Here is a 12907-nt window from a genome sequence, read left to right as displayed (position 1 = left end):
TAAAAGTCGCTCGGGCAGCGAGTTGTCATTCGAAGACCTCACGGCTGAGTCGACATTGAAGTTCGTCTCTAAGGCTAAGTCAATAGCCAAAGAGATAAAGGCCAACCTAGGCCTGGGGGAGCCCGACAAGAAGCCCCCCGAGAAGCTGGTGGAACTCCTCCAAGAGGCCTTCCGCCTCAAGCCCAGCTACTCCCCTCCCGCCGGCCTCCCGGAGGCCAGGGAGGCCGTGGCTGAGTGGTTGTCGGGGCGCTACGGCCTCGACATCTCCCCGAAGGAGGTAATGATAACTCCTTCGGGGAAGGCGGCCTTGTTCTTAGCGTTGGGTTACGCGTCCACCCGCTACTCATCCTCTTTGCTCTTCGACCCAACCTACTACAGCTACGAACCCGTGTTAAAGACGTTTGGTGTAAATGTAAGGAAGGTTAAGATGCTTAGGGACGAGAACTCTTACGCCTTCCCGGAAGTGGAGCTCCGGAATGAAGTGGTGGTACTCAACTCGCCCTCCAACCCAACGGGCGCAGTCCTAGGGGAGAGGGCCCTCGAGTACGTGGACGAGGCCCTCCGGGGAGGGGCCTTGATAGTCTCGGACGAAGTTTATGACGTATTTGTGTACGCGAGGAGACACGTCAGCGTATTGGAGCACGAAAGGTGGAGGGACGCAGCAATTTTCATTTATAGCTTTAGCAAGGTGTTGTGTGTGCCGGGCTGGAGACTGGGCGCGGTGGTGGCGAGGGAGGAAATCGTCGAGAGGCTCGCGGCCGCCGCCTCGAACGTCTACGGCTGCGCCTGCAAGTGGGAGCAAGCCGCCTTGGCGGAGTACTTAAAGAACTACAAGAACGACCTCGAACACCATATAAAGAACATGGTCGAGGATTACTCCAAGAGAAGGGAATTCCTCTTGAGGGCCCTCAAGAAGATATCCTCCTTCCCGGGGGTCGGGGAGGGCACGTTCTACGCCTTCCCGGAGTTCCCCAAGGACTCGGAGGAGCTCGCTCTGGAGCTCGCGAGGAGGGGCGTGATAACGGTCCCGGGGACAGTCTTCTCAGAGACCTTCGGCAAGCGGAGCTTGAGGCTGAGCTTCTCGGCCCCATTAGAGGAGTTAAGGCTGGGCCTCCAAGCGATCGAAGAACTTCTCGAGAGCTAAATAGGAGAGGTTAAAGAGGCTCGGTTGTGGGACGGCGGGAGCAGGCCCTTTGTGTGGCATCGCCGGTATAATGTTCAGCGAAGGCAAGAGGGATGTCGGCGAGCAACTTTACGAGATGCTCAAGAGCTTGCAGCACAGGGGGATGGACTCGGCCGGGGTCATAGTTTACGACGACAAGCCCGGCGACTGGCTCGTGCGCGTGGTCGCCGAAGACGGGGAGGAGGCGCTGAGCAAGATAAAGTATAGACTAAACGTAAGCAGGTACGAGAAGCCCAAAAAGCTGAATGACGGGACTTACTTGATTGAGTTCACTGTACCCAAGTCTGTAAAGCTAGAGGAAATAAGGGATGCAATAAGGAAGTTAAAGTACCCCATACTCTCCTTAGGGAAGTACTCGGCCATCTCTAAGGACGTGGGCTTGGTTGATGACGTTAACAGGGTGTTCGGCTTCAAGGACCAGCTCGGCACGCACGGGATAGGGCACGTGAGGTTCTCCACTGAGAGCGCGGTGGACGCGGTCCACGCCCACCCCTTCCAGACCCCCGAGTTCCCAGACATAGCTATAGTTCACAACGGCCAGATAACCAACTACTGGAAGATGAGAGAGCTGTTGGAACTAGAGGGGCACGTCTTCCAGACAAGTAACGACTCTGAATTGATAATACATTACATAGTGAACAAGTTAAGGAAGGGGTACGAGCTTGAGGAAGCCTTGAAGTCAGTTGTAAACGACTTAGACGGCCCGTTCGCCTTCTTGCTTTCGATGCCGGAAGGCATAGGCATGGCCCGGGACAGGCTGGGGTTAAGGCCTTTAGTGGTGGCTGAGGGCGACGGGGTGCTCGCGGCCGCCTCGGAGGAGGTGGCTATTAGGAAAATCTTACCCGAGTCCAAGATATACTACATGAGGCCGGGAGAGGTGAGAGTATGGACGAGGCAGTAATAGACGCTTCCGCACTGACCCCGAGGGAGATAAACAAGAAGCTGAGAGAGTATTCAAAACAATTCAAGAGGATCGTAATCAGGAACCCCAACGCTAAGCACTACATAGCTGCCGGGCTGACGGCGGACGTGGAGGTAGTGGTCGAGGGGAGCGCGGGCTACTTCTTAGGGACCATGATACACGGACCCAAGCTGTTGCTCTTGGGCAACGCCGGCTGGTACGCCGGAGATAACATGACCATGGGGGAGATCGTAATCGAGGGGCACGCGGGCAACGGGGCCGGGCAGTACATGTACGGCGGCACGGTCGTCGTCAAGGGCGACGTGGGCGACCGCTCGGGGGCGCTGATGAAGGGAGGGAGAGTGTTGGTGGCCGGCGACGCCGGCCTGATGACCGGCCTCTACATGATGGGTGGCGAAATGGTCGTCTTGGGGGACATAAGCGACTACGCCGGGGAGATGATAATAAGGGGGAAAATATTCGTAGGGGGTTCCCCGAAGAGCTTGGGCAAGAACGCCAAGATAGAGGAGGCGCCTCCGGAAGAGGTGGAAAGGATAAACGAGCTCTTGAGGAAGTATGGCCTCCCCACAAAGGACAGCTTCTACTTGATCACTCCGAAGAGCTTGAGGCCAGTTTACAAGGCTTCCGGCGGAGTCCCCGCGATGAAGAACTTGGTGCCGAAGTATAGGGTAGAGTTCAAGTACGATATCTGTATAGGCTGCGGCACGTGTGCCATGGTCTGCCCAGAGAGCGTGATTAAGATGAAGGGCTACAAGCCGGTGGCCGCGAGGGAAGCGGACTGTATAGGCTGTTACGCTTGCGTGAACTACTGCCCCACGGACGCAGTCAAGGTGGAGAGGGTCGCGGAGAGCTACACCAATAGGGCCAGGATAGACGCGAGTACGTTTAACTACATAAGGAAGATGGCCTCCTTGGGCCACCCTCCCGTGGTAGGAATGGGGGCGGAGAACAAGTACTTCCCCTCGCTGGACCAGCTCACCTTCATCCCCGGCCAGACCTCCAGGCCGCCCATAGACAGCTACCGTGAGCCTTGCGACACCGAGGTGGTCCTTGGAGACCGCTTCGCCGAGAGGCCCTTGAAGTTGAAGGCCCCAATACTGATAGGGGCGATGAGCTTCGGCTCCGTGAGCAAAGAGGTAAAGGTAGCCTTGGCCAAAGCAGCCGGTAGGCTGGGGATAGCGGCGAACACCGGGGAAGGCGGGATGCTCCCGGAGGAGAGGAAGTACGCCTCCGTCCTCATAGTTCAGTACGCCTCCGGGAGGTTCGGCGTCTCGGCCAGCTACTTGAGGGCCGGGGACGCGGTCGAGATCAAGATAGGCCAAGGAGCAAAGCCGGGTATGGGCGGGCTCTTGTTAGGAGAGAAGGTGACCGAGGACATAGCGAGGATGAGGGGCATACCGGTCGGGGCCGACGCCATAAGCCCGGCAAGACACTTAGACATAGTGGGCCCCGAGGACTTAAAGATGAAGATAGAGCAACTGAGGGAAATAACTGACTGGAAGGTACCAATCATAGTCAAGTACGCGGCGGGCAGGGTGGCGGACGACGTAAAGATAGCTGCCAAGGCCGGGGCTGACATAATAGTGATAGACGGGAAGCCTTCCGGGACCGGGGCCACCCCCTACATAGTGACCGAGCACACGGGCTACGCCACCATGGCTGCCACCGTGGAGGCCCACAGGGCGTTGAAGGAGATAGGCATGAGGGACGAGGTGAGCTTGGTTGTCGGGGGAGGCATCAAGACCGGCGCTGACGCCGCCAAGGTGCTCGCCTTGGGAGCGGACGCAGTCATGGTGGCATCTTCCACCTTAGTTCCTATAGGATGTACCTACTGCGGGACGTGCCACAACGGCAAGTGCCCCTACGGCATAGCCACCCAGAGGCCGGAGCTCAGGAGGAGGATAAACGTGGAGCTCGCGGCTAAAAGAATAGAGAACTACTTGAGGGCCTTCATAGAAGAGATGTGTATGTTCGCCCAGTTGGCAGGCAAGAGTAAGCTAAGCAACTTGGAGAAGGAGGATTTAAGGGCATTAACGTTCGAGGCCTCGTTGCTCACCGGAGTGAGGCTCATGGGCGTGGAGAGGCCTGCCTCCGAGCTCTTGAGGGAGGACAGATAACACTCTTTATTACAGTTGTGGAAATCAACATTAATATAATGGACGTAACGGCGATAACCCTCACATCCTTGAGCTTAGTCAAAGGGCTCATTAAGAACGATGACAACGCCATGGTAGTGTACGTCAGCCCCAAAGAAGCTCCCTTAGCTTCTGGAACGAACTCGGTCACGGTAGCCACTAGGCCGGCCTCGTAGAAGGGGTACACCGGAATGCTCCACGCCAAGAAACACGCCGGCGGGGGAGCGAGCAGGGCCAAGGCGACTACGAACGGGTAAGCGTAGAGTGAAGCGAGGAGCACCCTCTCCGGGCCGAACCTCTCAAGCGCCCTCCCCGCTGCTAACCCTCCAAAGAAGGCCGACGCCCCGGGGCCTACGGCGTAGGACAACACGAAGGTTGCCGGGTCGGCGAGCTCGTAGAACCTCCACGCGGTCAGCGCGTAGGAGAGGTACTCTGCGCCCATGAAGGCCGCCAGAGGGGGGATGAGCTTCTTGAGCTTGGGGACTGCCGCCAGGAAGTCGGTCCTTCCCGGGACGTCCGGGACGGCGGCTATGACCGCCAAGGCGCCCGCGGAGAAGGAGGCGAGCGCGACGTAGGGGCCCCGGAGGTAGGGCACCAGCGCCACCCCGGCCCCCCAGCCCAAGGAGAGCGTCCCCACGGAGGCGCCCAGCTCCTCCGGCCCCGCCTCGTTGGCGGCCAACAGAGCTACCACGAAGGCCGAGTAGAAGAAGCTCAAAGTTAGGAAAACCGAAAGTGGGTCGAGGCCTAAGGCGCTCAAGGGGCCCGCCAGCGGAGCCACGAGACTCGCCTTCCTCATGCCCTTCTTGTCGGCCAGCCACCCGAAGAGCGTCGCAGAGGCGGCAGAAGCGAGCTCCGCGACTGCCACCGCGCTGGCCTCCTCCACGCCGCCGCTCACCCTGGCGGCGGTGGTGTAGTAGCCGTAGCCCAAGGAGAGCAAGGCTATTCCCAAGAGGAGGAGCTTTTTCCTCAAACCCTCTTGCACCTCTCCACCTCGACCCTCTTCAACTTTTTCACCAATTGCTCCAACACGTTGTAAGCTTTCTTAGAGACCAACATCCTTAGAGTCCTCCCGTCCTTAAGCTTTAATATGAATAGGACGCTGTTCTCGTACTCCCTCCCCAACCCCTTCCGTGTATGCTCTTCCACCCTCCAGCACTTTACGTCCTCGAGGCCCACTTCGAGTATCGTTTTCTTTAAACCTTCCCTCTTCGTCCTCTCCTTCTCAATCTTATACAAGAAGAGGTCCAACGACTTGGAAAGTCCCCTCCGGGACCTCCCCAGCCCTTTGGAAGCGAGCCTCTCCAGCCTAAGGGTACCGCGGTCGTAAATTAGGTCGCAGTGAATTACTTCCTTTCCCTCCAGCAAGGCGACGCTGTATATCTCTATCACGCGCGCCCCTCCCGGGAGCGGTCGCCCAAAATCTTTCAACGCCTCGTCGCCGCCCGCCGGGGTTCTGCTTTGTACGCACTTCCCAACACAGACGCCGAAAAGGTGAGAGCCGAGGGGCTGGAAGTACTGAAGTTGGACGCCGACCCGGTCAGCAAGAGGGAGAACTACATAAAGTCCTACTTAATAGTGGGACCCGACTCGAGGGTTCTGGTGGAGACCGGTCCCAGAAGAGCCTTAGAGGTACTTAAAGACTCGTTGCGCTCGAAGGGGTTCTCATTAAAAGAGTTGGACGCCGTGTTCCTCACGCACATCCACTTGGACCACGCCGGAGCCTTAGGAGATGTCTTGAGAGAGTGCAACTGTAAGGCCTACGTCCACCCCAAGGGGCTAAAGCACTTAGTAAACCCGAGCCGCCTCAACGAGGCGGCGGCCGAAGCGCTAGGGGAGGAAGTCTTTGAGGCCTACGGCCCGGCCTCCCCGGCGGAGGAGGGCCGACTCGTGGCGACAGCGGAAGGGACCTTGAGGGTCGGCGAGGTCGAGGCGACGGTGGTGTTCACCCCCGGCCACGCGCCCCACCACCAAGCCTTCCTCGTCAACGGAGTCCTCTTCCCCGGCGACGCTTTGGGAGAGGTCACCACTTGGAAGGGCGCCTACACCCCGACCACTCCTCACAGGACCATAATAAACATGACAATAGACTCCATAAATAAGTTGATAGAGTTGGAGCCCCGGGCTGCGGCCTACACTCACAGAGGCTTCGTGGTAGGGAAGGACAACGTGTTGACCCAAATGACGGGCGAGGTGGAGCAGTTGAGGACGTGGCTGCACACTATAATGGTTAGGAGGGGCGAGTGCGGGGAGGACGTGTGGTGTTACTTGAAGTACTTGAAGGTCGCCGACCCCTTGTTGGAAACTCTGGAGGACGAGCTAGAGAAGAGCAGCTTGTTGAAGAACTCGGTAAGGATGAGCATTAATGGAATATACAAGTACGTGGTTAGAGTATCTTGACGTAGTCGAACAGCCCCACCTTCAATTTCACCCTAACTTTCAGCTTCCTCATAGTCCGCTCCTTAACAACTTTAGCTATCTCCTCGGATACCTTATACCCGCTGAACAGCCCAACCTTGGCGTCCGGGGACTTCTCGGCTAGAACTATCACGTCAACCATTTCGTTAGCCATATCAAGCAAGACTATATAGTCCTTCAAGACCAGGCCTACGGACGTGGTAACGGCTCTTATCATCTCGTCGAGCACTATGTCGGCGATCATGAATATTACCTTCCCTTCCATACTTATTGCCAATATTATGGGGTGAGGATACTTCTCCTCTCTCAGCACTTTCATAACGTACTGCCACAACATTTTTGCTGCTCCGTGTATGGATATCGAGATGACCTTCTTTTTCTCCAATCTAAACTTGAACATCCAGAGTCCGGTGTCCTCGTCCTTTTCCTTCACAAAGTCAATTATGTCGAATGGCGTGTTCTTTGAAATTTCCGACAAGTTCCACTTTATCTTTTCAAATACTTCATCTATCAGTTCCTTCTTGGTCTCCTCTGATTTCTTCGGCTGGCCCGATTCCTCTTTAGCGACCTTAATAGACAAAATCTTGGACAGTTTTTCAGCCTTTATCAAGACCAAGTACAAGGCGTCTCGGTCCACCTCGTCTACGTTTTCCTTGCTCAATATGACCATGACCGGTTCGTCTTCTTCCAGGGGGATCACCCGGACCTCGTCGACTAGCTTCAGCAGCTCCGTGAGCTCCAACCCCCTAACTATTCCGAACAAGTGCTTCAACTCAATCACCTCGGCACGCTCGTGTCTCCTCATCCCAGGGCGGTTAGTTCGGAAGCCCTCCTCATAGCGACCCTCCTGGAGCGGTGAAGGTTTTTCCTGATTATGAACTCTAGCGCGCGAGCCTTAGAGCCCCTCGGGGGCTTGGTCGCCACGGGCTCGGGCTTGAAGGGACACCGCGTCGCGCTCCCCGCGAGCGCCAAGGGGTGTTCGACGTCCAAGTCCTCCTTGTCCGACCCGAACAGAGGCCTTAGGACCCTCACGCCCTCCGACACGAACGCCGCGTTGTAGAGGGTCTGGGAGGCCACTTGCCCCAGAGAGTCCCCCATTATCGGGACTCCGTGTTGGGAGGCCCTCAACACCATCCCCCTCTTACACGCTAAACACAGGTACTTTTCCATGCCGTACTTCGCGAGCTCGGCCTTCACCGCCCTCAGGAACGGCCTGTGGTCGTAGAGCACAACCTCCGGGTCGAGTGCGCTCAAGGCTCTCAGTGCGAGCAGCGTCTGTCGGAAGTTTACTATAAAGTGAGCTACTCTTTTGGGTTTCAGAAGTTGTAAGAGGTAAAAACTGTCGATGCCGCCAGAAAACAATAAAATTCCTTCGTCGGCGTCAGCCCCCCGAGTGTACCTCATGGCGATCCCCCAAGAGCTTATACAGAAGACTGTCGAGGCGATAAGGGGTTTGGCCAAGGAAGCCGTTAAGAAGAAAAACAAAGATATTATAAAGATTATGCACGTCTGCGGCACCCACGAGCACACGGTCACCCACAACGGCCTGAGGTTCTTGATGCCTCCGGAAGTGGAGATCGTGGCCGGCCCCGGGTGTCCCGTCTGCGTGACCCCCGCGGCGGCAGTGGACGCGCTCATAGACCTCTCGCTGAGCGGGGTCAGGGTCTACGCCTACGGGGACGTGTACAAGCTCCCGGGAACTAAGGGCTCCTTGGCGGTCGCCAAGGCGAGGGGAGGTGACGTCAAGGTCGTTTACGGTTTCTTGGACGCAATCAAGGACGCTAGGGAGTACGGTAAGGAGGCGGTGTTCTTCGGGGTGGGATTCGAGACCACCGTGGTCACCGTGGCCGGTCCCATATACGACGGCAGAGTGCCCGAGAACTTGAAGGTCCTTTCGGCCTACTTGCTCACGGCGCCCGGCCTTAAGAGGGCTATAGAGGCTCACGAGGCCGTCGGTATACCGTTGGACGGCATAATAGCTCCCGGTCACGTGTCGAGCATCATAGGCGCCGACGCGTGGAAGTACTTGCCCGAGGAGTTCGGCTTCCCGACCGTGGTGGCAGGGTTCGAGGCCTATGATTACTTGCTCGCCGTGGCGGAGATACTGAGGCAAATAGTTAAGGGAGAAGCCAAGCTAGTGAACGAGTACTCTAGGGTGGTGAAGCCGGAGGGGAACGTGGTCGCTTGGAAGAAGGTGATGGAGGTTTTCGACGTTGTAGACGCCTACTGGAGAGGGATAGGGGTTTTGCCGAAGAGCGGGCTGGTCTTCAAGGAGAAGTACAAGAACTACGACGCCGCTGTCGAATACGGCATCAAGATCGAGCCGACGGAGAGGGAGCTCCCGCCCGGCTGCAAGTGTGCCGAGATAAACCTGGGAATAGCAAAGCCCACGGACTGCCCTTACTTTAAGACGCGCTGCACTCCCACCACTCCCATAGGGCCTTGCATGGTAAGCGACGAGGGGACTTGCTCCATATGGGCCAGGTTCGGAGGAGGGGGGCTGGTGGAGGAGCTGGCAAAGCTGGCCGGAATAGAGTAACCCTCCGACTGGCCTTTCGCTCCTCACCTCTCGGCCGCGGAACTGCTCTTCATCGGGGCTCTTTGGGCAAGGCGTACACCTTCCCCTTGTACTCTATTATGTAAACTTCTTCCCCCCTCGCTAAGTCCGGGGGCCCCTCAGCGTCTACCACCTCGCCGCCGACGTTTACCCTCAGGGGTTCTTCGCTCTCGACCGTACCAACCTTCAAATATAACTCGTCCAAGTACTTTATCTTCCCGCTCTTCCTCAGCTGCCACCACTCGTCTGTAGGGAGCTTGAGCTCCTTGTTGCTGTGCAACAAGTACAAGAAGAACTTGCCTCTGCTGAACCCCTCGAATATCGCCGGCTCGCCGAAGAAGAGTAGCCCCTCGCCGCCCCTCACCCTCGGTAGCCTAACGCTTATGGTTAGCCTGGTCCTCACCTTCCCGTCCCTCCTCATACCGACCACGCTGTAGCTCTCTATTACTTTAGCCCCCATGTTGAATCTCATGAGCTGGGCAGCTCTCTTAGCTATCTCTTTATTTACTAACAAAACGTCCAAGCCGTTCTTCTGGTCGACCAGCTCCACCACGTCCTCCCCGCTCCCCACCTTGGCGAAGAGCTCTCCAGCCGCCCTTAGCTCCTCTGGCGTTACCTTCCCCGACTCGGAGCGTATCTGCAAGACTGCGCCGTAGTCCTTCCCGCTCTTCATCAAACACTTAGGGCACGGCCTCTTCTCGACCTCCAGCGGGACGCTCGACGTCTGTACGACTTTAGCCCCTTTAACCGTCACTTCTACCGTCACTTCGGCGAAGTACCTCCCTCCCCTCCTCTTGACCACCTCCGCCGAGAGGAGCTCCGCCCTCTCGGCGGGGGGAAGGGGCCTCAGGCCCTCCTCAATCGCCCTCAAGGCTAACATCCTCAAGGTCTCTTCCACGTCGCCAGTGCCCTTGACCCAAGAGTTTTCAACCAAGTAGGAAGAGCAGATCGGACAGACGACGAGCTTCCTCTTGTTCTTAACTTCGAAGAGGGGCTTCTCCTCGACCATGCACTTTAAGCACAAACCGTCCACTATGGGGTTGTCCGGACTCTCCAATGTCCCGCACTTGACGCAGAACCTCCTACGCTTCCTTCCCATTCCTGCGCCCGTCCGGCCTTCCCCTCGTTCGTCCTTTATAAGGAAGGCACGTCAGCCACTCCTCATCAGAGGGCTTGAAGGCGTAGGCTAGCACCAACGAACTCAAACTCAAGGGTAGAGGCTTGCACAGCTTTATTTCCTTGACATTGTAGTTTTTATTCAGAACCAGTCCCCTCCTCGTGAGGAAGGCCGCGGGGCCCCCCAAGGCCCTCACGCGCCCGTAGTCCGGGACGACGGACTTGCTGACGTAGTTGCAAGTCACCAACGGCTCGTCGGAGTCGTTGATTAGGACGTGGGCCATCCCCTCCGGCACCTTAACCACGTCGCCCTCCCTCAGTTCAACTAAGTATACATTGTTGAGGTCGTAGAACAAGAACTTCCCCCTCCCCCTGAGGACGCAGTAGACCTCCGGCCAAGGTCTCCCCCAAGGGCTTTCCGGGTGGAAGTGACCGTGAGTCCGGTAGAACTCCCCGTCGGGGAGGAGGCCCGAGTACAAGACCGTGACGTCGACCCTCAAGTCGTACTGGTGGGCAGGCTCCACGTCTCTGAACACCTTGTAGACGACTTCCTCCCCGTCCACGGGGTAGAGGGTCACCCCGTTGAGGTCTTTCACCCTCTTCACTTGGGCAGCTCTCATGCCTAGCTGCGTACTCGCGAAGTCGTCTGCGAGGGCCTCCAAGGTCCGTCCCCTGGGCCTTCAAATCCGCGTCTTAAGCGCCTTAACCTGGGGCCCGGGGGTGGAGGCTTCGGAGAAGTTCAAGGCTTACTTAGAGCTGGTGAGGGCTCATAACATCTTGGGCACGGTCTTAGGCGTGGTCGCCGGCGCCGCGCTCCTAGGGCGGTTGGACGTCGCCGTCGCCTTGGCCTCCGCCAGCGCCGCTGCTGTGGCCGCTGGGGGCTACGCGATAAACGACTACTTCGACGTGGAGATAGATGAGGTGAACAAGCCGGAGAGGCCCATACCGAGCGGGAGGGTGGGGGCCGAAGAGGCCAAGAAGCTCGCGCTGGCGTTGCTGGCCTCGGGCGCCCTCTTGGGCTTCGCGGTAGGCCCCATAACCGGGGCCTACGCGGCCTTCAATGCCGTTTTGATGTACTACTATTCCAAGTCGCTCAAGAAGACCGGCTTGCCGGGGAACTTGGCAGTCTCGTTCTCCACCTCCTCCACTCTCTTCTACGGCTCCTTGGCGGTCGCCGAGCGGGCCGGCGAGGTTGGCGAAGTAGTGAACACAATTCCTATAATATTCATGGTATTCTTATTGACCTTGGCTAGAGAGATAGTTAAGGGGGTTGAGGACTACGTAGGGGACAAAGAGGGCGGCGTGAGGACGCTCGCGGTGGTCAAAGGGCCTAGGTTCGCCCTCCGCGCCGCGCTGGCGCTCACGTGCGCCTCCTTGGCTCTGGCCTACCTCGCCGCGCCCCTTCTGTCCTTGGGTTACGCCTTCCTAGCCTCTACCACGCTAGGGGCGCTGCTCTCCCTAGCGTCGGTGGCCAAGTGCTTGCGTTCGGAGGACTTGGTGAGGTGCGCCGCCGGACCCAGGAGGGCGATGAAGGTCGCAATGTTCTTGGGCTTAATGGGGATCTTGGTCGACAGGCTAGTTCAACCCGTTTTTTATCCTCACGTGCTTCACGCGCGGGGAGAAGAGGGTTGACTAAGGAAGTCATCGTTGTGAGGGACAAACCCGTAAGCGAATACGTCTTAAACGCAGTGGTAGCGTTCAACAGCGGCGTAGACGAGGTAGAAATAGTAGGTAGAGGACGTTACATATCGAAGGCGGTAGTTGTGTTCAACCGCTTGAGGGAGAGGCTAGAGGAGACTTTGAAGGTTATTAATGTAGAAATAGGGAGCGAGGAGGGCAGGAGGGTGAGGCCCGTAGCATACATCAAGATTCGAGTGACGCAAGGGCTCTGAAGGTCCTCAGGGTGCCGCTCACGGCCTCCCAGAAGTTGGTCCTGGCCAACTCCATGGCCTCCTCAAGCTTCCGCGTGTACTCCGCCTCCGCGAGCTCCGGGAAGGCCCGCTCAACGTACTCAACCACAGAGACTCCCTTCTTAGTGCTAACCACGTAGTTGTTCGGTGTGATCACAATGTAACCGTGTCTCCTTAAGTTTTCTACAGTCTTCGCGTACGTGCTCGGCCTCCCCACTCCGCGCTCCTTCATCCACCTTATCACCTCAAAAACCTTGGGCAGTTGCACCAGAGACGACCTCCTCACTTCCGAGGATACCACCTTTACTTCCTTCTCTAGTTTCACGCTCTTTGTCTTAACGCTCCACACGGCCGTCCAGCCGGGTTCCAAGACCTCAGCGACCCACCAGCTCTCGACGGTCATGCCCGCGACTTCGTACACCACCTTAACCTTCTTCACCTTAGCCTCCTTCATCTGGCTGGCCATAAACCTCCTGAATATCATGTCGTAAAGTCTGATCGCTTCGAAACCCATGCCGTTGAGGGCGAAGTCCAGCTTGAGTTCCTCCGCGCTGAGGGGCTTGGTAGGCCTGATCGCCTCGTGAGCCCCTCCCTCGCCCCACCTCCTCGGGACGAAGAGGCCCTCGAACTTGGAGGTTATCCACTCCCTCGCCACCGCCATGCCGGCGT

The 12907-nt window shown here is 57.6% G+C and carries 14 protein-coding genes; 7 read left to right on the top strand and 7 right to left on the bottom strand.

The features are described from left to right. Window positions 1-22: 22 nt before the first annotated feature. The 3 genes from AC1HCZ_RS02715 to AC1HCZ_RS02705 are packed head-to-tail and all read left to right on the top strand — an operon-like array spanning window position 23 to window position 4222. Complete coding sequence (locus AC1HCZ_RS02715) at window positions 23-1144, top strand: pyridoxal phosphate-dependent aminotransferase (RefSeq protein ID WP_479462011.1); 1122 nt, start codon at window positions 23-25, stop codon at window positions 1142-1144. Between the two features lie 49 nt (window positions 1145-1193). Beyond that, the gene (locus tag AC1HCZ_RS02710) at window positions 1194-2084 is read left to right on the top strand and encodes a class II glutamine amidotransferase domain-containing protein (RefSeq protein ID WP_479462010.1); all 891 of its coding nucleotides are present in this window, start codon (window positions 1194-1196) and stop codon (window positions 2082-2084) included. Continuing rightward, entirely contained in the window at window positions 2069-4222 is a 2154-nt protein-coding gene (locus AC1HCZ_RS02705) for a glutamate synthase-related protein (RefSeq protein ID WP_479462009.1), read from the top strand. Before AC1HCZ_RS02710 ends, AC1HCZ_RS02705 begins: the two co-directional genes overlap by 16 nt. Here AC1HCZ_RS02705 and AC1HCZ_RS02700 read toward each other — a convergent pair. Together AC1HCZ_RS02700 and AC1HCZ_RS02695 are read right to left on the bottom strand one after the other, a co-directional pair. Further along, window positions 4173-5222, bottom strand: coding sequence for an MFS transporter (locus AC1HCZ_RS02700; protein ID WP_479462008.1), 1050 nt, complete (start codon window positions 5220-5222; stop codon window positions 4173-4175). The genes AC1HCZ_RS02705 and AC1HCZ_RS02700 overlap by 50 nt on opposite strands. Beyond that, window positions 5207-5629 carry a hypothetical protein gene (locus tag AC1HCZ_RS02695; RefSeq protein WP_479462007.1) on the bottom strand — a complete coding sequence of 141 codons (423 nt, stop codon included), beginning with the start codon at window positions 5627-5629 and terminating at the stop codon, window positions 5207-5209. Before AC1HCZ_RS02695 ends, AC1HCZ_RS02700 begins: the two co-directional genes overlap by 16 nt. Before the next feature lie 69 nt (window positions 5630-5698). On the opposite strand from AC1HCZ_RS02695, the gene AC1HCZ_RS02690 reads away from it, so the two are divergent. After that, a complete protein-coding gene (locus AC1HCZ_RS02690; protein WP_479462006.1) occupies window positions 5699-6637 on the top strand; it encodes an MBL fold metallo-hydrolase in 939 nt (312 codons plus the stop codon). Here AC1HCZ_RS02690 and AC1HCZ_RS02685 read toward each other — a convergent pair. Beyond that, a complete protein-coding gene (locus AC1HCZ_RS02685; protein WP_479462005.1) occupies window positions 6624-7427 on the bottom strand; it encodes a hypothetical protein in 804 nt (267 codons plus the stop codon). The genes AC1HCZ_RS02690 and AC1HCZ_RS02685 overlap by 14 nt on opposite strands. 29 nt (window positions 7428-7456) lie before the next feature. Next, window positions 7457-7909, bottom strand: a complete 453-nt coding sequence (locus AC1HCZ_RS02680) for an adenine nucleotide alpha hydrolase family protein (RefSeq protein ID WP_479462004.1) — start codon at window positions 7907-7909, stop codon at window positions 7457-7459. 148 nt (window positions 7910-8057) lie between these two features. Between AC1HCZ_RS02680 and hypD the strand changes: the two genes are divergently transcribed. After that, window positions 8058-9194, top strand: a complete 1137-nt coding sequence (gene hypD / locus AC1HCZ_RS02675) for a hydrogenase formation protein HypD (protein ID WP_479462069.1) — start codon at window positions 8058-8060, stop codon at window positions 9192-9194. A 49-nt stretch (window positions 9195-9243) separates the two neighbouring features. Here hypD and AC1HCZ_RS02670 read toward each other — a convergent pair whose 3' ends face one another. Together AC1HCZ_RS02670 and AC1HCZ_RS02665 are read right to left on the bottom strand one after the other, a co-directional pair. Then, the gene (locus AC1HCZ_RS02670; RefSeq protein WP_479462003.1) at window positions 9244-10311 is read right to left on the bottom strand and encodes an NMD3-related protein; all 1068 of its coding nucleotides are present in this window, start codon (window positions 10309-10311) and stop codon (window positions 9244-9246) included. Beyond that, window positions 10295-10990, bottom strand: coding sequence for a glucose-6-phosphate isomerase family protein (locus tag AC1HCZ_RS02665; RefSeq protein ID WP_479462002.1), 696 nt, complete (start codon window positions 10988-10990; stop codon window positions 10295-10297). The genes AC1HCZ_RS02670 and AC1HCZ_RS02665 overlap by 17 nt, the downstream gene beginning before the upstream one ends. A 58-nt stretch (window positions 10991-11048) precedes the next feature. Here AC1HCZ_RS02665 and AC1HCZ_RS02660 point away from each other — a divergent pair, with 58 nt between their 5' ends. Both AC1HCZ_RS02660 and AC1HCZ_RS02655 read left to right on the top strand, forming a co-directional pair. Beyond that, window positions 11049-11960 carry a geranylgeranylglycerol-phosphate geranylgeranyltransferase gene (locus AC1HCZ_RS02660; protein ID WP_479462001.1) on the top strand — a complete coding sequence of 304 codons (912 nt, stop codon included), beginning with the start codon at window positions 11049-11051 and terminating at the stop codon, window positions 11958-11960. After that, on the top strand, window positions 11957-12220 hold the full coding sequence (locus tag AC1HCZ_RS02655) for a DNA-binding protein (protein ID WP_479462000.1): 264 nt from the start codon (window positions 11957-11959) through the stop codon (window positions 12218-12220). Before AC1HCZ_RS02660 ends, AC1HCZ_RS02655 begins: the two co-directional genes overlap by 4 nt. Here AC1HCZ_RS02655 and AC1HCZ_RS02650 read toward each other — a convergent pair. Continuing rightward, window positions 12192-12907, bottom strand: a 716-nt coding sequence (locus AC1HCZ_RS02650) for a DNA topoisomerase (protein WP_479461999.1), incomplete at its 5' end; no start/stop codon positions are given. The genes AC1HCZ_RS02655 and AC1HCZ_RS02650 overlap by 29 nt on opposite strands.

It is taken from the genome of Ignicoccus sp., assembly GCF_056435145.1.
Note: the sequence above shows the minus strand (reverse complement) of the source record. Positions and strands in the feature narration are given on the sequence as shown.